The sequence below is a fragment of the Streptomyces filipinensis genome (assembly GCF_014649495.1).
GTDB classification, from domain to species: Bacteria; Actinomycetota; Actinomycetes; order Streptomycetales; family Streptomycetaceae; genus Streptomyces; species Streptomyces filipinensis.
Genome location: NZ_BMTD01000022.1, coordinates 1 through 19,013 on the forward strand (window position 1 = coordinate 1; position 19,013 = coordinate 19,013).

17 protein-coding genes and 4 pseudogenes are annotated in these 19,013 nt (G+C 70.8%); 7 read left to right on the plus strand and 14 right to left on the minus strand.

Going from position 1 to position 19,013, the window contains the following annotated elements:
* Positions 1-267, plus strand: a pseudogene (locus tag IE244_RS34630) (hypothetical protein); the annotation flags it as partial.
* Here the strand turns inward: IE244_RS34630 and IE244_RS43275 are convergent.
* From IE244_RS43275 to IE244_RS34645, 3 genes and pseudogenes are all read right to left on the minus strand, one after another.
* Positions 268-432, minus strand: coding sequence for a hypothetical protein (locus tag IE244_RS43275; RefSeq protein ID WP_191877660.1), 165 nt, complete (start codon positions 430-432; stop codon positions 268-270).
* A gap of 112 nt (positions 433-544) precedes the next feature.
* Positions 545-727: a hypothetical protein gene (locus tag IE244_RS34640; RefSeq protein WP_191877661.1), complete on the minus strand. Its 183-nt coding sequence runs from the start codon at positions 725-727 to the stop codon at positions 545-547.
* 37 nt (positions 728-764) lie between these two features.
* Positions 765-1,010, minus strand: a pseudogene (locus IE244_RS34645) (alpha-xylosidase); the annotation flags it as partial.
* On the opposite strand from IE244_RS34645, the pseudogene IE244_RS34650 reads away from it, so the two are divergent.
* Positions 1,008-1,370, plus strand: a pseudogene (locus tag IE244_RS34650) (FadR/GntR family transcriptional regulator); the annotation flags it as partial. The pseudogenes IE244_RS34645 and IE244_RS34650 overlap by 3 nt on opposite strands.
* Before the next feature lie 86 nt (positions 1,371-1,456).
* On the opposite strand, the gene IE244_RS34655 reads toward IE244_RS34650, so the two are convergent.
* The 3 genes and pseudogenes from IE244_RS34655 to IE244_RS43475 all read right to left on the minus strand — a co-directional run.
* Positions 1,457-1,957 (minus strand): universal stress protein, encoded by a 501-nt coding sequence (locus IE244_RS34655; protein WP_191877551.1) that lies wholly within the window; start codon positions 1,955-1,957, stop codon positions 1,457-1,459.
* 5 nt (positions 1,958-1,962) lie between these two features.
* Positions 1,963-3,219 (minus strand): SLC13 family permease, encoded by a 1,257-nt coding sequence (locus tag IE244_RS34660; protein WP_191877552.1) that lies wholly within the window; start codon positions 3,217-3,219, stop codon positions 1,963-1,965.
* 156 nt (positions 3,220-3,375) lie between these two features.
* Positions 3,376-3,914: pseudogene (locus IE244_RS43475) on the minus strand (non-reducing end alpha-L-arabinofuranosidase family hydrolase); the annotation flags it as partial.
* A 192-nt stretch (positions 3,915-4,106) separates the two neighbouring features.
* On the opposite strand from IE244_RS43475, the gene IE244_RS34670 reads away from it, so the two are divergent.
* Positions 4,107-4,310, plus strand: a complete 204-nt coding sequence (locus IE244_RS34670) for a Rossmann-fold NAD(P)-binding domain-containing protein (protein WP_191877553.1) — start codon at positions 4,107-4,109, stop codon at positions 4,308-4,310.
* 210 nt (positions 4,311-4,520) lie between these two features.
* On the opposite strand, the gene IE244_RS34675 is transcribed toward IE244_RS34670, so the two are convergent.
* The 3 genes from IE244_RS34675 to IE244_RS34685 form a co-directional block, all read right to left on the minus strand.
* Entirely contained in the window at positions 4,521-5,249 is a 729-nt protein-coding gene (locus tag IE244_RS34675) for an SDR family oxidoreductase (protein WP_191877554.1), read from the minus strand.
* Positions 5,250-5,362: 113 nt separating this feature from the next.
* Positions 5,363-5,929, minus strand: coding sequence for a TetR/AcrR family transcriptional regulator (locus IE244_RS34680; protein ID WP_191877555.1), 567 nt, complete (start codon positions 5,927-5,929; stop codon positions 5,363-5,365).
* A gap of 220 nt (positions 5,930-6,149) precedes the next feature.
* Positions 6,150-7,028, minus strand: a complete 879-nt coding sequence (locus tag IE244_RS34685) for an SDR family NAD(P)-dependent oxidoreductase (RefSeq protein ID WP_191877556.1) — start codon at positions 7,026-7,028, stop codon at positions 6,150-6,152.
* Positions 7,029-7,488: 460 nt separating this feature from the next.
* Between IE244_RS34685 and IE244_RS34690 the strand changes: the two genes are divergently transcribed.
* Positions 7,489-8,334, plus strand: coding sequence for an MOSC domain-containing protein (locus IE244_RS34690; protein ID WP_191877654.1), 846 nt, complete (start codon positions 7,489-7,491; stop codon positions 8,332-8,334).
* Positions 8,335-8,886: 552 nt separating this feature from the next.
* Positions 8,887-10,359 carry an alpha/beta hydrolase gene (locus tag IE244_RS34695; RefSeq protein WP_191877557.1) on the plus strand — a complete coding sequence of 491 codons (1,473 nt, stop codon included), beginning with the start codon at positions 8,887-8,889 and terminating at the stop codon, positions 10,357-10,359.
* Between the two features lie 250 nt (positions 10,360-10,609).
* Here the strand turns inward: IE244_RS34695 and IE244_RS34700 are convergent, their stop codons facing one another.
* Positions 10,610-11,620, minus strand: coding sequence for a hypothetical protein (locus IE244_RS34700; RefSeq protein WP_191877558.1), 1,011 nt, complete (start codon positions 11,618-11,620; stop codon positions 10,610-10,612).
* 253 nt (positions 11,621-11,873) lie between these two features.
* Between IE244_RS34700 and IE244_RS42435 the strand changes: the two genes are divergently transcribed.
* Positions 11,874-11,996: a hypothetical protein gene (locus IE244_RS42435; protein WP_373305807.1), complete on the plus strand. Its 123-nt coding sequence runs from the start codon at positions 11,874-11,876 to the stop codon at positions 11,994-11,996.
* Between the two features lie 35 nt (positions 11,997-12,031).
* Positions 12,032-12,361 carry a hypothetical protein gene (locus IE244_RS34705; protein WP_191877559.1) on the plus strand — a complete coding sequence of 110 codons (330 nt, stop codon included), beginning with the start codon at positions 12,032-12,034 and terminating at the stop codon, positions 12,359-12,361.
* 107 nt (positions 12,362-12,468) lie between these two features.
* Here IE244_RS34705 and IE244_RS34710 read toward each other — a convergent pair whose 3' ends face one another.
* The 4 genes from IE244_RS34710 to IE244_RS34725 form a co-directional block, all read right to left on the minus strand.
* Complete coding sequence (locus IE244_RS34710) at positions 12,469-13,002, minus strand: GNAT family N-acetyltransferase (protein WP_191877560.1); 534 nt, start codon at positions 13,000-13,002, stop codon at positions 12,469-12,471.
* A 449-nt stretch (positions 13,003-13,451) separates the two neighbouring features.
* Positions 13,452-14,549 (minus strand): PP2C family protein-serine/threonine phosphatase, encoded by a 1,098-nt coding sequence (locus IE244_RS34715; protein WP_191877561.1) that lies wholly within the window; start codon positions 14,547-14,549, stop codon positions 13,452-13,454.
* Between the two features lie 138 nt (positions 14,550-14,687).
* Complete coding sequence (locus IE244_RS34720) at positions 14,688-17,597, minus strand: SpoIIE family protein phosphatase (protein ID WP_229854593.1); 2,910 nt, start codon at positions 17,595-17,597, stop codon at positions 14,688-14,690.
* Positions 17,598-18,133: 536 nt separating this feature from the next.
* On the minus strand, positions 18,134-19,012 hold the full coding sequence (locus IE244_RS34725) for an MBL fold metallo-hydrolase (RefSeq protein WP_191877562.1): 879 nt from the start codon (positions 19,010-19,012) through the stop codon (positions 18,134-18,136).
* Position 19,013: the final 1 nt, after the last annotated feature.

A 19,013-nucleotide genomic window follows, 5' to 3' on the forward strand; every position in this document is an offset into this window, starting at 1 on the left:
CGCCGCAACGCGGCCGACCTGCGCCGCATCGCCGGCCAGATCACCGCCCTCACCGACCTGCCCGCCGCGGCCCGCAACCCGCTCAGCCAGCTCCACGCGGCCCTCGCCCACGACGACCCCGCCGACCTCATCCACCCCCTCAACGCCACCCGCCCCCACCTCACCGCCGACCACCCCGACCTCGCTGCCCAGCTCGATGCCCTGACGAACCCCGCGACGAACCCGGCGGCCTCTCACCTGGACCGAGATGCGGGATCGACCGTGTGATCAGGCGGCTTCTTGCATGTCGTAGTCGTGGGCGAGGTCGCGCCGTTCGGCGGGACGGACCTCGCGACGGGTCATCAGCGTGATGGCGGCCCACGTGATCAGGGACTCGCTCATCTCGGGCAGGCGTTCGTGGTCGCGGCAGTGCCGGCGGCCCTCATGATCCATGACCAGCCCCGTTCGACGGCCCGCCTGCGCGGGGGCACGACGAAGCCCCCTCGGACGCCACCGAGGGCACCGTACAGGCCGGCATCACGGCCGCCGGCCACGGAACGTGGGATCACCCCTCGTAACGGAACTCGGTGGTCGCGGGCCCCGCGGCGTTGATGTGCAGGGTGCCGTCGGGGCCGCCCGTCCGCAGCCGCCAGGGATGTGGGCTGTCGGTCGTGACGCCGAGGCGGTCGCCCTCGCGGCGGACCTCGAAGCGGGCCGTCTCGCCGGGGCCGTTCGCAGACGGGATCACGACCGTGCGGCGAGCGCCGTCCGCGAAGGCGTGCACCCTCGGCCATGCCGTCGATGAAACGGCCGACCGTGGCCTCGTCGTAGTCGGTGGTGAAGGACGTGGCCAGCCCCAGGCCCAGCGCCCAGGCCGGGGGCAGGGCCGGGCGGCCGGCGAGGGCGGTGTAGCGCTCCAGCACCTGCTTCGGGGTCGGGCCGTGGACGACGAAGTACTCCAGCGACTGGTCCTCGACGCTGAACTGGACCTGGCCGACGGCTTCCGAGCCGACCTCGTAGCTGACCCTGCCGCCACCAGGATCTCCGACGACCAACTGGCCGAGGTCAAGCGCCATCTGGACGCCATGCGCGAGGCCCGCGGCGACGTCGAGCAGCTCAACGTGCACGACGCGGCCTTCCACCGGGCCGTGATCTCCGCGACGCGCAACGACTCGCGGCTCACGCTCCTGGAAGGCATATCGGGCCGCACGCTGCGCGCCCGGATCTGGCGCGGCCTGGTCGACGACCAGGCCGCGGGCCGCACGCTCGCCGAACACGAGTCGATCTTCACGGCCCTCTCCGCCCGCGACGCCTCCCTGAGTCAGGCCGCCGCCCTCCTGCACGTCGACGACACGGAGCAGTGGTTGAGGGAACACCTGCGCTCCTCGGAGTCACCCGCCACCGGGAGGGGTGAGGAGCTCCCAGGGGCGGCCTCCCTGCGGATCCCCTGCCAGGCCATGTCGGTGCCGGTGTGCCGCTATCGGTGGTGCGGTGGGTGGGGTGGCGGGGCCGGGATGGTGTCGATGCCGGGTGCGGGCTCGGGCCACACCAGCAGGACAGGGCACGGGGCGTGGTCGACGATGAAACGGCCGGCATGCCCGAGGCTGCGTGGCCCGAGATGGGTGCGGTCACCGTCGCGGGCGACGATGAGCAGGTCGGCGCCCTCGGCCGCGGCGACGACCTCCCGCTCGACGCGGCCGGTCCGCTCGACGCGGGCGCACGGGCGGCCCAGACGCCGCGCGGCCTCGGCCAGGAACGTCTCGGCGGAGGCGGCGGCCAGGTGCTCCACCCGCGTGCCGGGGTCGCGTTCGCCATGGCCGCGGCCGAGCAGACCGGCGAAGGCGCCGTGCGCCGCGCCCGGGACGTCGGCCGGGGTGACATGGAGCAGCACGATGTCGGCGTCGTCGGGCGCATGGGCACGGGCGGCGTCGATGCCGGCGGGCCAGGTGCCCTCGGTGATCCAGGCGATGACTTTCATGACGGTCAGCCTCCGATGAGGGTGAGCGAGGTCCACAGTGCCACCACCGACAGGCCCAGGGCGGCAGGCACGGTGAGCACACCGAGCCGGGTGAACTCGCCGAGTTCGACGTCGCTGTCGTGTTCGTGCACGATGCGCCGCCACAGCAGCGTGGCAAGGGAGCCGGCGTAGGTGAGGTTCGGGCCGATGTTCACCCCCAGCAGGACTGCCAGGACCGCGCCCGGCCCGGACGGGGCGGTCAGCGGCAGCAGCACCAGCACGGCGGGCAGGTTGTTGATGACATTGGCCAGCACCGCGGCCAGGGCCGCGATGCCGAACAACGCCGCCGGTCCGGTCCCGCCCGGGATCAGGTGTCCCAGCCCCGCCGCCAGCCCGTTGTCGACGACCGCGCGGACCACCAGTCCCAGGGCCAGTACGAAGGCGAGGAACGGCACCGCGGCGGCTCGCACGACGGCGGTGGGCGTGGTACGGCGCTGGGCCAGAGCCCGCACGGCGAGCACGAGGGCGCCGGCGAAGGCCGCCCACGCGGGGTTGACGTCCACCAGGGAGGTGAGGACGAACCCGGCCAGTGTGCAGGCCACTGTGACCAGGGCGAAGACCGGCAGTTCGCGTTGCTCGGCGGTGCGCGGGGCCTGGGCTCCCGCGTCCAGGTCGGTGGCGAAGAACCGGCGGAAGACCACGTACTCGGTGGCGATGGCCACCAGCCAGGGCAGGGCCATCAGGGCGGCGAAGCGCGTGAAGCTCAGCCCGCTGGCGGCGAACGCGAGCAGGTTGGTGAGGTTGGAGACCGGCAGCAGCAGCGACGCGGTGTTCGACAGGTGGGTGCAGGCGTAGACGTGCGGTTTCGGCCGGGCGCCGAGCCTGGCGGCGGTGGCGAACACCACCGGTGTCAGCAACACGATCGTGGCGTCCAGGCTGAGCACCGCGGTGATCACCGACGCGGCTGCGAACACCTGCACCAGCAGGCGGCGCGGGCGCCCCGCCGCGCTACGGGCCATCCACGCCCCGCACGCGTGGAAGAGTCCCTCGTCGTCACACAGCTGGGCGAGGACCAGGACGGCCGCGAGGAACCCGATCACCGGCCCGAGCCGCTCCGCCTCCTCACGGGCGTGCTCCAGCGAGAGCGCCCCGGTGGCGATCACCACGCCCGCAGCCGGGACGGCGACAACCGCCTCCGGCCACCCGAACGGGCGAACGACGGCGCACGCCAGCACCGCCAGCAGCAGTACGACGGAGACGGCCTCCGCCACAGATGAGTTCACCACTTGATCTTCCCCTGCCCGCGACCGCCCGCGCGACCTGGCAAGGGCGGGGCCGCCTGCCGGGCAGCGCCCGGTCCGTTCCGCTGCCCGGCACGGTTCGACGCCGTGGGGAACAGCTCGGTGTTCCCCACGGCAGCTCGATGGCGGTTCAGGCGGTCAGCGGGTGGAGTTGGTCCGGGTGAGCGGGCCCATCCTCCAGGGCAGCGAGTTGTGGTCACCGCCGGCTTTGGGGTCCACGCCCTGGTAGGCGTACTGCATATGGCAGGGGTCGATGGGGAGGGTCTGGTCGTCGCCGGCGCGGACCATCTCGCCGTGGCTGATGTCCTCGGTCCAGGCGCCGCCCGGGAAGGTGACGTTGCTGCGGCCGGCGAAGGGTTCGTCCCAGGTGTGGGCGAGGGGCGTCCAGCCGCCGGTGAGGCCGGTCGAGGTGGAGGAACGGAAGTAGCGCCGGCCCGTGGAGTGCCGATGGCCTCCTGAATGAGCAAGTACTGGTTGCTGCCGACGACCTTGTACACGTTGCTGGCCTCGAACAGGTTGTCCTTGGTGTGCGACATCACCCTCTGCGTGTTCCCGAAACCGTTCGGGAAGTTCGCCAGGCTGGTCCCGGCACGGGAGAGGTGGCCGTTGTCGTCACTGAAGGACAGGTGGCAGTTTACCGAGTCGCAGATGACCCAGAAGTCGGTCCACGTGCCGTTGAGATGTCGAGGCACTTGCGGCCGTGCCGGGCGACCAGGTCGTAGTACGGAGCGCCGCCCACTGCGGTGACCGTGCCGGCGGCCGTGTCGACGGCGACCTGCGGGTACCACGGCAGGTTCACCGCCACCTAGTTCGGCGTCACCGGCTTCAGCGAGGCGCTGCGCCAGGAACTGGCGAAGCAGCATGTCCGTGTGTCCGTCGTCGAGCCGGGCAGCGTCGAGACCGAACTGCGCACCCATGACTCCGACGCCGTCCAGCAGCTCCTCAACGCCGGACTCGGCGACATCGAACGGCTGCAGAGCCAGGACATCGCCGACACCGTCGGCTACATCGTCACCCGTCCCCGGCACGTGGCCGTCGCCGAACTGCTCGTACGCCCCACCGAGCAGGCCTGAGCCCCAGCCCGGGGGCCACGCAACAGCGAGGAGCAGAAGCGCATCATGGACGACACGCTGCTGGAGCGGCTCGGCGCCCGCAAGTACGGCATCCTCGGCCGCCTCGTGATCCTCGACAGCCGGCTCCGGGGAGGGGACAGCACTCTGGGCATCCGAGTGCGGCTCGCCTCGCAGCGGGTGCCGTACCCTCAGCGCCTGACATCCACGATCTCAGGAGAGCCAGTCGGCGTAGTGGGTGGGGGCGAGGCGCGCGTTCTTGTCGGTGAGGACGTCCCCCTTGACGACGGCGAACATGCCGGCGGTGGGGTCGGTGACGACGGTACGGCTGTCGCCCTTGTGGGACAGGGTGATCCGGCCCAGCTCGTCCAGGGGGAAGACCTCGGGTCCTGCGATGTTGCGGATGCCGTTCAGCGGAGCCCCGGCGGCGACCTCGGCCACCGCGTCGGCCACGTCCCTGGAAGCGATGGGCTGGATGGGCGTGGCGGGCAGCCGGACGGTGTCGGCGTCGGCGGTCCAGGACAGGACTGCGTCCATGAAGTCCATGAACTGCGTGGCACGCACGATCGAGTAGGGGATCGGCCCGGCCGCGAGGATCTTCTCCTGAAGCACCTTGGCGCGGTAGTAGTCCAGCTCCGGCACCTGGTCCGCGCCGACGATCGAGAGGATGACGAAGTGGCCGACGCCGCCCTTCTGGGCCGCGGCCAGGAGGTTGTCCATCGAGGTCTGGAAGAAGGCGAGCGAGGCTTCGTCGAAGGTCGGGGAGTTGGTCAGGTTGACGACGGCATCGGCTCCCGCCACCGCCTCGTCCAGCCCCTGGCCGCCGATGATGTCGACTCCGGTGGACTTCGAGTGCGGTACGGCCTCATGTCCGGCGGCCTTCAGGTTCTTGACGACCTGCGAACCGATCAGTCCGGTACCGCCGATGACTGCGATCTTCATGGCGTGCCTTTCATCGGGATTACTGCGCAATATGGCATATACAACGCTATGCGCAGGTCATGAAACGGCTCGCTGATCGACTGAGTTCACCGTTTGGCCAAATTCGTTGATCCTTAAGAGAGGTACAAGCCTTCGAGAAGCGCGGTCAGATAGCGACGGGCGGTCTCGACGCGGGTTGCCGGGTCGCCATGGACGTTCGCCGCGTAGGCGATTCCGCACATCAGGGGAACCAGGTCGGCGGAGGTCAGGTCCGCGCGCACGACCTTGGCGTCGCGGGCCCGGTCGAGCAGTTCCCTGCCGACCGACCGCAGGGTCTGCTTCAGTTCGGTGGTGCGCGGCAGAGCGTCCGTGTGCGCGGCGGTGACCGGCGACAGGGAAGCGTCGGCGACCTGCGCTTCTATGGTGCGGGTCAGGAAGCCGGCGAGGGCGTGTCCGGGGTCTTCGTCGGCCAGGGCCTGCTCGCCGTGGGCGGCGAGTGCCTCCAGACCGGGAGCGGCGACCGTCTCCAGGAGCGCTTCTGCGGTGGGAAAGTGGCGATAGACGGTGCCCACGCCCATCCCGGCGCGGCGGGCGATGTCGTTGAGCTGCAGTGGTGTGCCCTCGTCCACGAGAGCGCGAGCCACAGCGACGATCCGCTCCCAGTTGCGGGCGGCGTCCTTGCGCAGGGGGACGGTCGTCATGCGAGAAGTCTAACCGGATGGCTCATCCGGACCGCTGTGCGGCACGACCCGGACCAGCCGACGCGCCTCCTCGCCGAGCAGGCCTGCCGGGCCGGCCGCTTGCGACGCAAGCTCGATGCGGCCCGGCACCGCAGAGCTCTTCGCACCCTTGAGCCGCTCAGCCGCCCCCACCGAGGGCACGATCCGTACCGCCCTCAGGGCTGATCGGCTTCGGAACTCGTCACGCAGCCGGAACGGGCGCGAGGCGCTCGCTGAGGCGGCGGACGGCTTCGGCGATCCGGGGATCCGTTGCCGCTCGGACGGGGGCGACCGGATGCGCCCGGGGGCCGATGACGACGCCGGTCCGCCCGGCCAGTGAACCGTCGGTGGCCGCGAAAATGGAGGACTTGGCCGCCAGGGACGCGGGCCCCGAAGTCGAGCGCTCGAACTTGCGCCGGACCAACGGCCACAGCAGCCGCAGCCCCGGCGAGACGATCTTCGGGTCGGTCATGGTGCCGTTGGTCATGGCGGTCGCGGCGCCACCTGGGTCCGCGGCGAAGACCGAGACGCCGGAACCGTCGAGTCGGCCGGCCAACGCCAACGTGTAGGCGAGATGGGCGAGCTTGGCACGGCCGTACCAGTGGAAGCCGTAGTACCCGCCCGGCGGCTCGACGGCATCGAAGGCCCGCTTGGCGACACCGACCGCGCTCGAAGTGACGTTCACTATCCGGCTGGGTGAACCGACTCGCAGCGTGGGCAGCAGCAGTTCGGTCAGCAGGTACGGCGAGAGGTGGTTGACGGCGAACGTCGCCTCGATCCCGTCGACCGAGTCCTGCCGGTCCGGGAACATCGCTCCGACGTTGTTGACCAGCACGGTCAGTGGACCGTCTGCCGCGATCCGGCCCGCGAGGGCGCGAACCTCATCGAGCGCGGCGAGGTCCGCGGCCAGGAACCGGGCCGAGTACGCCGGTGCCGCGGCGTTGATCCGTTCGACCGCACGGGCACCACGGCCGGCATCGCGCCCGACCACCGTGACCGCAAAGCCTGCCTCGGCCAAGCCCAGGGCCGTCTCCAACCCGATTCCCGCCGTCCCTGCCGTGACCACCGCTGTCTGTTTCATGGCGCAACCCGCCCTCCATATGTGGATAGGTAATCCGCTTAGCGGGTACTCTAACAGATCCGGATGACCTATCCGGTTAGCGTGCGCGGGGGGGATTGCGCGCCCGGGCCATGCGACTACGTCCGCCCACATGGGTCCTCACCCGCCGCTCCGCAGCCGCGACCACCGCGGGCCCCTACCGGATCCCGCCGCACACCGACATGGCCAACACGGCCATCACGGGGGCGACTTCGGCACTGCGACAGTCGCTGGCCTGGCGGCCGGCTTCCGCTGAGGCGGCCTCGGAGACCCCGAGCCGTGCCGACTGCGCCGGTGCAGCCAGCCGCCCTCAGGAGTGCGCATCAGGAATGCCGGCCGGATCGACCGGCAGGGCGGCCGTGGTCACCAGGGGCGTCCGCGGCACCACCCCGGGCTGACCATGCGGTGGATCACCGAAGAAGCAAGATCGCATAATCGGCCGATGGGAACAGTGGCGGCATTGTGCCGGTATCCGGTGAAGTCCATGCTCGGCGAGGCGCTGACGGCAGTGCGGGTTACCGAGGAGGGGCTGTTCGGAGACCGGGTGTTCGGGGTGCTCGACGAGAGGGGTGCGGTCGGCAGCGTCAAGCACCCACGCAAGTGGGCGCCACTGCTGCACTGCCGCAGCTGGCTGGCTGGTTCCGGAACGGTTCAGGTGGAGCTGCCGGATGGCGCTGTTCTGCCTGCCGGGACCGTGGAACTGGGCGCGCGACTGTCCGACCTGCTGGGCCGCCGGGTGTCGGTGTCGGACAGCCCGCCGGAATACGGAACCCTGGAGCGCGCGGTTCCTGAGTACGAGGGCGAAGTCCCGGGCACCCTGCGCGATAGAGCGTTCATGGACGAGACGGGAGACACCATCACCTCGGGGCGAGTCGCCTCCGGCACCTTCTTCGACTACGGCAAAGTCCACCTCGTCACCACGGCGAGCCTGCGGCGGCTCCGCCAGGTCTACCCCGCGGGGGACTTCGCTCCGCGTCGCTTCCGGCCGAACGTGGTGGTCGAACTCCCCGGCGGCCCCGGGTTCCCCGAGGACTCCTGGGTGGGCTCGACACTGCGGATCGGCGAGGCCCTCTTCCAGGTCACGGTGCCCACGCCCCGCTGCGTGGTCCCGACCCTGAGTCACGATGAACTGACCGCCGACCCGGGCATCATGCGCGCGGTGGCCCGTGAGCACCGGATCCCGGTGCTCAGCCTCGGCCCGCTGTCGTGCCTCGGCGTATATCTGGACGTACTGGAGCCCGGCGCTGTTCGAAAGGGCGATGCGGTGACCATAGACGCAGGAAGATAGGGATCACCCGCCCCGTTCGTCACCGGCCTGGTCGTGCGTCGTCCCCGTCTCCTCGGCCAGCCGTACCGCGGCCTCCGTCAGGACGTCAGGAGCGTACGGCAGCCAAACATATTTCACCGACCTGGCCCCCACGGGGCACCAGCCGCCCCGCCGTGCCGTCCTGACAGCTTGCCGATCCGGATCCGCCTGGAAGGCGGATCCGGTGGCAAGAGGATCGCGACGCGCAGGCAACTCCTTGACGCACAGCCGAAGCAGATCGAGCCGTTCGCGCCGACAGGCGAACCGCCGCTGCTTCGGCTGCTCGCCTGATCATGAGCGCCGAGCGCGTGACCGAGCGACACAAGCCCCCAGGTGCAACGTCTGCCGGCGCACGTCGAAAACCGAAGAGCTCCCCCGCTGTGATCACCCATCACCCATCACCCCCGCGGGACCAGTGCCGCCCAGCAACCGAACGCCACCTGTGTCCGTCCTGCAGGTCGACGGCGGCGTGGCCGTGACACCAGGCCCCTCGCGCCTCACCCGTCCCCAGCATCTTCCGGAAGGTGGAACCAAATGACCTCGAAAAGGCGGCTCCTGACCCTCTCGGCGGTCACAGCCCTGGGCCTGACCGGGCTCAGCGGACCGGTGACCGCGACGGCGAGCCCCCAAGGCGCGACGGCACTCACCTGGGGCACCTGTCCAGCCAGGTCACAGGCGCCGCGCGGCACCTACTGCAGCACGATCAAGGTTCCGCTGGACTACACGAAGCCGACCGGACGTCAGATCACCCTCACCTTGTCCATGGTGGGCAGCCGGGACGCCGAACGGACCCTGGTGGTCAACCCGGGCGGCCCCGGGCAGTCGGGCATCGAGGCGGCGCAGCCGGTATGGGCCGCGATGCCTCCCGAGGTCTCGGCGAAGTACAGCGTCGTCAGTTTCGATCCCAGGGGAGTCGGCGAGAGTTCCCCGGTCTCCTGCGGCGACGCCGGCAAGCTCATCAAACACCCGGCTCCGGACTACACACCGGCTGATGCCAAAGCCGAGCAGGCCCGGGTGGCGATCGCCCGGGGCGTCGCTGAACGGTGCGCCACCGCGTCCGGCACCCTGCTGAACTCGATCTCCACCGCGAACGCCGCGCGCGACATGGACCGCGTCCGGGCAGCGCTCGGCCGGTCCAAGCTCGACTACCTGGGCTACTCCTACGGCAGCAAGCTGGGGGCAACATACGCCACACTGTTCCCCTCCCACACCGGCCGGATGATCCTCGACGGCGTGGTGGACCCCGACGTCACCGAATACGCCGCCACCTACGAGCAGGACCCGGCACTCGAACAGCGCACCCGCCAGTTCTTCGCCTGGGCCGCCCGCAACGACCACGCCTACCATCTGGGCACCACCGAGGCCGAGGTGTCGGCCACCTGGACAGCGGTTCGAACCAAGCTGCGTACCGCCCCCGCGAGCGGGCAGGCGGGCGCGACCGAACTGGACGACCTGCTGGCGTCGTCCCTCTACACCGACCTGTCCTGGCCGGACCTGGCGAGCATGGTCGCGGACTACCGCAAGGGAGACCCCTCGTCGCTGGTCGGCGCCTCCAAGCAACTGGCGGCCGGTGCCGTCAACCCCGCCCAACTCGCCTACAACTGCGTGGACGACTCCTGGCCGCGGAACTGGAAGACCTGGCACGACGACACCACTGCTGCGGCGAAGAAGGCACCTCTGTTCGCCTGGATGTACACCTGGATCAGCGCGCCCTGCGCCTTCTGGAAGGCGTCCACCGCCGCACCGGTGAAAATCGGGTCGGTGAAGGTCCCACCGGTGCTGCTGCTCCAGTCCCACGACGACCCCGCGACACCCCTCGTCGGCGCGCAGCGGATGCGCCAGGCGCTTTCCGGCTCCCGCCTGGTGGTCGCAGGCGGCGGCAACCACGGCCAGTACCTGTTCGACGGCAACGCCTGCATGGACGGATACGGAAACCGCTACCTGCTCACCGGGAAGCTCCCCCCGGCGGACGCCACCTGCAAGGGCAGTCCCTCGCCGACCCCCTGACGACGCGTTCCCAAGGGGCGCGGAGCGGTACGTGAGCCAGGCGCGCCGTGAAAGCAAGCGCCCTCGGATCACCCGACCAGGGCGCGGTGCGCGACGGCTCGGCTGCCCGCCCTTCGCTGCCGGCGGCCAGAGGGCCACCCGCCCCGACGCATGCGGCGGCGGGGCGGGACAGCCGGTCGTGGCGGTGCCAAGGGCCGGATCGGCGTCCGTGCGGCGGACAACGGCACCGCGCGGCGACGGCCGGTCTCGATCAGCGTGCCGTGCGAACCGGGAGACCAGGCGTGGCCGGGACAGTGGGGGTACCGGTGCCCGTGCCGCGGCAGTCCTTCGGGACCGCCGGGAACGCTGTGACCGCCTCCGGCGCACCCTTGCCGCCCTCGACACGGGTGACCAGCTTGGGTGCCGCCGTGTTCGCACCCTTGATCCGCGCCACGATCCCGGCGTCAGCGGGCAGCGAGGGGTGGTTCCTGTCCAGCGGCATCAGCACCGGTCGCTCCTTGCCGTCGTCGTAGACCGACGTGAAGGAGACCCGGGGCCCGCTGGGGCGGTTGCTCATGTGCGCCAGGGTGCCCGCCCCGATGGACTGCACCCGGGTGGCGGTGCACTTGTCCGCCGGGGGCTCACCGCCCGTGGCGGCCTGCGGGTCGAAGGAGGTGATGATCCCGTCCGCGCTCAGGACGACGTAGATCGCCTTACCGCCGGGGTCGACGATCTCCTCCCCGGCGTAGACGTGCGACAGCCCGCCGTGGCCGTCGTCGACCGCGTGCGTCTGAAGGGTCAGGAACGCACCGCCCGCAGGCCGCTTCAGCTTCGCCCGCCACTGGTTCCTGCCGGTCTGCTCGACGACCGCGGTGTAGCCGCGGGCGATCGTGAACGTACCGGGCCCGCGGAACTGGTTCTTGCCCGAGACGGCGATCCAGGACCCGAAGTGCCCCTGCGGGGTGAGGAACACGTACTCGCCGTTGTCCTGGCCCGCCACGGTCTCACCGTTCGCGTCGATGACGCTGGTGCCGTAGTAGGTGACGATCCGGCCCCAGTAGTGGGAGGCCGAGACACGGTAGATCTCCACGAATCCGCCACCGGAGGCCAGCTGCTCGGTACGGACCATGGTGCCACCCGGGTTCTGCCCGGCCACGACACCCTGGTGCGCGGCGGGTGCGGCCACGGCGGCAGGCACGGCGCCCACGACCGGGACGAGGGCGGCGACCGTGGCGGCGCAGAGCAGGCCGAGGCGCCGGGCGGTCGGACGGGTCAAGGACATGTTTCCCCCTGGGAATGGATAACGGTCGGTGGTTCATCCCCTCGCGCTGTGCCTTCCGGCGCCGAAGCGGGCCATCCGGTCACGATGTCCCTCGGTCGCCGCAACACTGGTCAGGCGCGACGTGATCATCCTCGCCTGCCGTCTTGTGCCGGTCTGCGCCGGAATCGTCACTGCCGCGTAACAGGCGGGCGCTCGACCGCCGGCCGCGGCTTCATTGGCAGGTCTGCGCCGCCTTTGTCGGACCGTCGAGCCCATGGTGAGCTGGCTGGGCGGCCTCCCCCGCCTTCCACGCCGCTACGAGCGCAAGGACGAGCGCTTCCTCGCCTTCACCGGCCTCGCTGAGGCTTCGATCTGCTACCGCCGACTCCCCACCTGACCGCCGTCCGGGCCGACTGCGCATGAAGGAGGAGGATGATCCCCGTGAGCGAAGAGAGCGAGTACGAAGCCGTAGCCCCTCTGTGGCAGGAGCACCTGGATGCGGAGTTCCCCGCCGCACTGCGCGGCGCGGAACTGGACGGCATCGACCTGGTGATGCTGGACGCGGACATCGCCGGCTGCGTGTCGACCTGGTGCGGCAACGGCGGGTTCCTCGACGCGGAGCGCCTCCGGACGCTGCGCCGCTGCGTCACCGAACTCGACAAGGTCCTGCCCCTCCTCATGAACGCGGAAGAGCTTCGCTACTACAAGCGCCTGCACCGACTGGCGACTCACCTCACCGTTCGGCCCACGCCTCACCCATGACACGACGGCCAAGGCTCGGGTGCCGGCGCAGACGCACCAGCCATCCGCTCCGGTGGACCTGCGCGCGCCGCGGACCGGTTACTTGCGCCGAGCTACGGCTCGGCGGTTCACGCCTGGAACTCGGTGAGATCGATGGCGTGCACACGCAGGGGGTAGCCGTACACCGGGTGTGCCGTCTCCCGCTCGGGCACCATGCCGAGCTTGCGGATGACGTTCTCGGAGGCGTCGTCACCCACCCGGTTGATGCTGATGACACGGTCCAGGCCGCGGTCCTGGAGAGCGAACTCCAGCGTGGCGTGGGCGGCCTCGGACGCGTACCCCTGGCCCCAGAACTGTGAGCCGATCCGCCAGCTGATCGCCACGGCGGGCATCACCTCCGGCAGGAACTCGGGCACGGACAGTCCCGTGAAGCCGATCAGTTCACCCGAGGCCAGCAGCTCGACGGCGAAGAGTCCGAAGCCCTCCTCGTCCCACTCCTCCTCCCACCGCTCGATGTCCTCGGCCGTGTGGTCCAGGTCGCGCACCGAGCCGTCGTCGATCCAGCACATGACCCGTGGGTCGGCGTTGATGTCCGCCATCGGTGCGAGGTCGTCGTCGTGCCAGCTACGGAGGAGGAGACGGGGGGTGCGGATCTCGGTCATGCGCCCATCCTGCCGAAAGCAGGCGCCGCATCGGTAATCCGCGGCGGCCGTGGCGGTGGATCACCGCCGGCGGCCGCGCGGCCGCCGGGTCCGGATACGGCCAGGCCGACGGCCCGTCACCCAGCGGGCCCGGCGGGACGCGTGCCGTTCACGACATCGGGGCCCCGATCGAGTCGTCGACCGTGCCGGTGAGAAACGAGGTGGTGGGCAGGCTTCCGTTCGCCCCGCGCGCCGCGGTCGCCGACGCTGCGCCGGTGCGGTGCGGCCTCGATGTGGTCCAGCCTTGCCGGTCACAGGAGTCGACGCCGTTGCCGAACGACCCGCGAAGGCCACGATCAACGATCCAGCCGGCCTCCGGCGCCGCGCCTCGTGCGGGGCAAGGCCACCGCCGGCTGACCCGGCGAGTTCGGGCACCGACAACAGACCGTCACAGGTCGACTCTGCCGGGCCTACTCCGAGGGCTCACGCAGGCGCACGGCGAGGGCCGCGATGTCGTCGTCGAGGCGTCCTCTGCTGTAGTCGAGGAGGTCGCGGTGCAGAGCCGTGAGCAGCTCATGGGGTGGCGTCGGGGGCTGTCGGCGCATCCAGGCGGCCAGCGGGAAGAACTCGCCGTCGTGGGCGCGGGCCTCGGCGACCCCGTCGGTGTAGAGAAGCAACAGGTCGCCGGGGGCGAAGTCGAAGGTGTCGACGGTGTAGTGGTCGCCGATCAGCTCCGCAAGGTTGAGCAGTGGCGAGGGGGTGGTGGGTTCAAGGGCACGGAGTTCCCCGCGGTTCAGGAGCAGCGGCGGGGGGTGTCCGCAGTTGAGGATCTCGATACGTCTTCCTTCGTGCGGGATCTCGACGAGAAGGGCGGTGGCGAAGCGCTCCATCGGCCCTTCGGGGGGAAAGGCGGCGTTGTACCGGGTGCTGCTGGCGTCCAGCCTGCGCGCGACGCTGACGATGTCGGCCTCGCCGTAGGCCGCCTCCCGGAAGGCGTTGACGATCGCCGCGGCCGCCCCCACGGCCGGCAGGCCCTTGCCCCGCACATCACCGATGAGCAGCCTGACCCCGTAGCGCGTGTCGACCACCTCGTAGAAGTCGCCGCCGATACGGGCCTCCGCCGCGGCCGCGAGATACAGCGACTCGATCTCGACGCTCCCGAAGCGGCGCGGCATGGGACTCAGTACCACCTGCTGCGCCGCGTCGGCGACGAGCCGCACCTGGAAGAGGGTCCGCTCCCGCTGGAGTCGGACATGGCTTCCGTACGCGGCCGCCACGGTGACCGCGACGATCCCCGCAGCCGTCCACCATGTTCCCAGACCGGGGAACACGAGGCTGAGGCCGATCATCAGAAAGAGGCAGACCGTTCCGAGCAGGACGGTGGGGAGCACCGGCCACATGGCGGCGGCGAGGGCCGGCGCCGCGGGCAGGAGGCGGCTGAAGGCCATCTCCGGGGGCGTGGCGTACGCCAGGCTGGCGATGACGACGGTCAGGATGACCGGCGACAGCCGCACGAAACTCCCCCGGCCGTAGCTGCGACGGAGCCGCGGCCGTCCAGACTCGATCACACTTCACAGAATATCTACGCAAGGGGGGCATAGCGCTCTGGCGGATCAGAGGTCGTCCTCCGCTGGAGTATCCGTACGGCACCGGCGAGGCGGTGCGGGCGCTCCCTCGGGCCGTCCACGGCCGGTGCCGCCGCTGTGTCACCGGCTGGGCTCGGGGAGGGGCTGTTCGGTCCAGATGGACTTGCCGGTACGGGTGTGGCGGGTGCCCCAGCGCTCGCAGAGCGCCGAGATGAGCTGCAGGCCGCGGCCGCCCTCGTCGGTGGCGGAGGTGTGGCGGATGTGCGGCGTGGTCAGGCTGGCGTCGGAGACTTCGCAGATCAGTGCGCGACTGCGGAGCATGCGCAGCCGGATGGGGCCGCAGGCGTGCCGTACGACGTTTCCGACCAGTTCGCTGACCAGGAGTTCGGTGGTCATGACGAGGTCCTCGTCGGCCAGGTCCCAGTCGTCGAGCTGGGCGCGGACCAGCTCGCGGGCCTGGCTTGCCGCCATCGGGTCCTCCGGCAACGGCCACTCGGCGATGTTCTGCGCGTCCAGCGGGTGGGTGCGGGCCAGCAGCAGGGCGGCGTCGTCGCTCAGCGCGCCGTGGGCGGGCAGGAGCGCGGAGGTGAGGGTGGCGCAGAGAGCGTCCAGGCCGGACGCGTCGGCCGGGGAGGCCGGCATGGCGTTCACGGACCGTGAGAGGAGCTCGGCGAGGTGGCGCATGCCCGTGGTGACGTCCCTGTCCTTGCTCTCGACCAGTCCGTCGCTGTAGAGGGCGAGCAGGCTGCCGGCGGGCAGCAGGGTCTCGCGGGTCTCGAAGGGCGGAGCGGCCACCCCCAGGGGCGGGTCCGGGGCCATGGACAGGAAGGTGACGGTGCCGTCGGGGTGGGCGACCGCGGGGGGCGGCTGGCCGGCGCTCGCGTACGACAGAAGCCGGGTCACCGGGTCGTAGACGCCGTACAGGCAGGTCGCGAAGGCATCGGTGCCCAGCTCGCCGACGATGTCGTTGAGGTGGCCGAGGATCTCGTCGGGCGGCAGCTCCAGTTCCGAGAGGGTGCGGGCGGCCGTGCGGAGCCCGCCCATGGTGGCGGCCTCGGCCATGCCGTGGCCCATGACGTCGCCGATCACGAGCGCCACCCGGGCCGCGGAGAGCGGGATCACGTCGTACCAGTCGCCGCCGACGTCGGCTCCCTGTTTGGCCGGCTGGTAGCGCGCCGCGGTCGTCACCTCGGGCAGCTCGGGCAGTGCCTGGGGCAGCAGACTGCGCTGGAGGGTGCGGGCCCGGGTCGTCGCCTCGTCGTAGAGCCCGGCCCGTTCCAGGGCCTGTGCGATGAGTCCGCTGAGCGCGGTCAGCAGCGTTCGTTCGTCATCGTCCAGCACCCGCGGCCGGTCGAAGGAGATCACCGCGGCGCCGATCCCGCGCCCGGACACGGCCAGGGGGAGAAAGGCCCATGCCTGCTTGCCGTCCTCCCGGACCAGGATCTTGGTCGCCGGGTAACGCTGCAGGAACTCCTCCGGGGAGGAGATGCAGAGAGGGGTACGGGTGCGCAGGGCGTCCCCCACCGGGTTCGCTGTGTCCCCCACGGTCCACTCGCCGTCCAGCAGCCGGGTGAAGCGTTCCGCGTATCCCCGGGAGCCGACGACGGTCAGCCGGTCGCCGACGGCGCCGAGCACGATGAGTCCGGTGGCCCCCAGGGGTGTCATCACGCCGTCGGCCACCGCCGCCATCACGTCCTGGGCCGTGACGGCCTCCGCCAGCTCCCGCGTGATCCGCTGCACCAGGGCCGCCCGCTCCTCGGCCGCCCGCTCCGCGGATGCCCGCTCGGCCTCGCGCAGATGCCGCTCGGTGGTGTCGGTGATGTAGAGCGTGAGGCCTTCCGGCACCGGCACCAGCCGCAGGTGGTACCAGGACGTCCCGTCCGGCCCCGGTATGTCGAATCCGGCCGGCCGGCCCTCGGCCGCCGTGGCCCGGCACCGTTCCTCCAGCCCCGGTACGACGCGTACCGCGGGAAGGTCCCAGAGCACCGCTCCGGCGACGTCCCCCGCGGTGCCCAGGAGCCGCTCGGCGGCCTGGTTGAGGAATCCGATGCGCCAGTCCGTGTCCAGGGAGACGAAGCCGTCACTCATGTGCCGCAGGGCCCACCCCACCGACTCGGCGGCGGCGTGCGTCTCGCTGCTGTCCCGGAGGGTGCCGGTCACCTTGACCGGCGCGCCCTCCTCGTTCGTGACCGTCCGGGCACAGGCCTCGATCCAGAGGTACGTGCCGTCCTGGCGCCGTATGCGGTACTCGTTCTGGAAGCCGCCGCGCAGCTGGATGCCCGTGTCGAAGCCGGCTACCGCCCTCGGCAGGTCGTCCGGGTGGATCAGCTCCGCCCACGCTTCGATGCCGCCGGTCATCACCCCCGGATCGATGCCGGCCAGCACCTCCCCCACGGGCTGGTCGGAGGTCAGCTCGCCGGTGCGCAGGTCCCAGGTGTACGTGAGGGAGGGCACCCCTTCCACGTCCCACGCGGGTGCGGGCTTGCGCGGCCCCGGCCCGTCCTCCAGGGCGCGCAGCAGGGCGGGGGACGGGTTGAGGATCCCGGACGACCGGAGCCTGCCGGACATCCAGGCCGCCACCTCGTTCAGGAACGCGCACTCCGCGGCCCCGGGCTCGTCACCCGGGGCGAAGAGGACGGACAGCGCGCCGCGTCGCCGGCCGCCGCCCGGAACGGGGACGGCCAGGTGCCCCATCCCGGCGGGCAGCCGGGAAGGCCACAGGGCGGCGGGGTCCCGGCCGGGCACCGGGTCGGGCGGGGCCAGGTCGGGCTGCCAGGTGAGGGTGTCGTTGCGGGCGGCCGTGCTGGGCGGCGCCGTGCCCCGTACCGGGATGATCAGCCAGGGCCGGGTCATCGACTCCGGCAGGCCGCTGTCGGCGACCAGGTAGAGGATGCCGCTCATGCCGCCGCCGGGGAGATGCACCATGCCGCCCAGACCCCGCACCTCGGCCACGGCCTGCTGGAGGGCGGTCAGCAGCACCTCGACATCGTGCCGGTCCTCATCCACGGCGTCGAGCAGCCGCATCCGCATGCGGTGTCGTTCCAGGGGTCGCGCGGTCCGTATGCTCCGCATTCCTTGTGGCTGGTGCAGCGGACGGGGAGTGGGGGGCGTGGACGAGCCGATGTCATGCACATCGCTGCCTCTGGTGTTCACCACGGCCGACTCTCGCCTCCGCTCATCGCTCGGCTGCTCACTGGGCTGGATGTGATCAGATACGGACCTCGTGATCAATATCCGGCGATCCATCCTAATCCGAATGAATTTTGGCGATTTAACCCCGCTCTTACGGGTTTCCGCAACAGATCGACTGTATGTGGCGTCGACTCACTCTCTGTTGCCGCTCTCCAGGACCCCCTGTGGTGACCAAGCAGACCCAACGGGGCGCAGCTGCTGACCCATTCGGTCGGCCGGGGCGACGTTGTGAGAGCAGCACCATCAGGATCCGGCCCAGCTCCATGCCAAGGCCTCGTCTCCGTCGTCGCGTTGCCACGGAGGACAGCGAGTCTTCCGCGCGGACATGATCTTGTTCTGGGCGGTGGAGGGACGAAGCTCCGGGTGTCCGGCGGCTACTCGGCCGGCCAGATGACGAACGAAGGGAAGGCGTGTCGGCCGGGCCGGGCGCCGGTCTCTTCGAGCGCGGCGCGGATCTCGTGCAGGTGAGCGGTGGTCATCTGGAGCGGGGGCTCATCGGGCTGGTAGGTCGTGCGCACCGGGTAGTCCACGCCCGGTTCGGTGGTCATCTCGATATGGCAGCCCAGAACGTGGGTGACCGGTCGGCGTGCGGAGAACTCGATCAAGCGGTCGATGGTCCGGGCGAAGGCGGACCGGTCCTGGACGTAGAGCCGGCCCGGATAGACCGTGTCGCCGGTGAGCAGGAACCCGGTCCACGGGTCGTAGAACGTGACCGCTGCCTCGTGGTGCCCGGGGGTGGCGAGGCACTCGACCACGCGGCCTCCCAGATCGACGCGCGCCACACCGGTGGGGTCCTCGTCGAATCCGAAGTACCTCCAGGCGGTGGCGAGGTCCGCGCCGACCAGCGTGGTGCGGGGACGGTCGGCGAACTGGCCGTCGCCCGCGATGTGGTCGCCGTGCGGGTGGGTGTGCAGCACCAGCAGGTGATACCCCTGCCGGGGGTTTCGGGTGAGCCAGCCGTCGATGAGCTCGTCGACCACCCGGCGCAGGGGGAAGAACTCGGGGGAAGCGGTGGCGCCGGTGTCGATCAACACCGCCCGGGCGTTTCCGAACAGCAGGAACAGGAACGGCGCCTCGTAGTCGATCGCCATGTTCTGCCGCAGGATGTACGTGTGCTCGTCGTACGCGTGGACCTGGATGTCCGGGTCGGTGTTGTGCTTGGCCGACGGCGAACCGTGGATCCAGCGGACGTCCAGCCCCCGTGACGGGGAGACCTGGCCGGCGAAGTCGATGAAAGGGCTGCCCGCGTCCATG

Coding starts and splice junctions, on each gene's coding strand:
- IE244_RS34725 (WP_191877562.1), bottom strand. CDS start 19,012: ATGGACGCGGGCAGCCCTTTCATCGACTTCGCCGGCCAGGTCTCCCCG.
- IE244_RS34675 (WP_191877554.1), bottom strand. CDS start 5,249: ATGAAGATCGCAGTCATCGGCGGTACCGGACTGATCGGTTCGCAGGTC.
- IE244_RS34695 (WP_191877557.1), top strand. CDS start 8,887: ATGACCTCGAAAAGGCGGCTCCTGACCCTCTCGGCGGTCACAGCCCTG.
- IE244_RS34685 (WP_191877556.1), bottom strand. CDS start 7,028: ATGAAACAGACAGCGGTGGTCACGGCAGGGACGGCGGGAATCGGGTTG.
- IE244_RS43275 (WP_191877660.1), bottom strand. CDS start 432: ATGGATCATGAGGGCCGCCGGCACTGCCGCGACCACGAACGCCTGCCC.
- IE244_RS34690 (WP_191877654.1), top strand. CDS start 7,489: ATGGGAACAGTGGCGGCATTGTGCCGGTATCCGGTGAAGTCCATGCTC.
- IE244_RS34655 (WP_191877551.1), bottom strand. CDS start 1,957: ATGAAAGTCATCGCCTGGATCACCGAGGGCACCTGGCCCGCCGGCATC.
- IE244_RS34705 (WP_191877559.1), top strand. CDS start 12,032: ATGATCCCCGTGAGCGAAGAGAGCGAGTACGAAGCCGTAGCCCCTCTG.
- IE244_RS34720 (WP_229854593.1), bottom strand. CDS start 17,597: ATGCGGATGCGGCTGCTCGACGCCGTGGATGAGGACCGGCACGATGTC.
- IE244_RS34680 (WP_191877555.1), bottom strand. CDS start 5,929: ATGACGACCGTCCCCCTGCGCAAGGACGCCGCCCGCAACTGGGAGCGG.
- IE244_RS42435 (WP_373305807.1), top strand. CDS start 11,874: ATGGTGAGCTGGCTGGGCGGCCTCCCCCGCCTTCCACGCCGCTACGAG.
- IE244_RS34700 (WP_191877558.1), bottom strand. CDS start 11,620: ATGTCCTTGACCCGTCCGACCGCCCGGCGCCTCGGCCTGCTCTGCGCC.
- IE244_RS34710 (WP_191877560.1), bottom strand. CDS start 13,002: ATGACCGAGATCCGCACCCCCCGTCTCCTCCTCCGTAGCTGGCACGAC.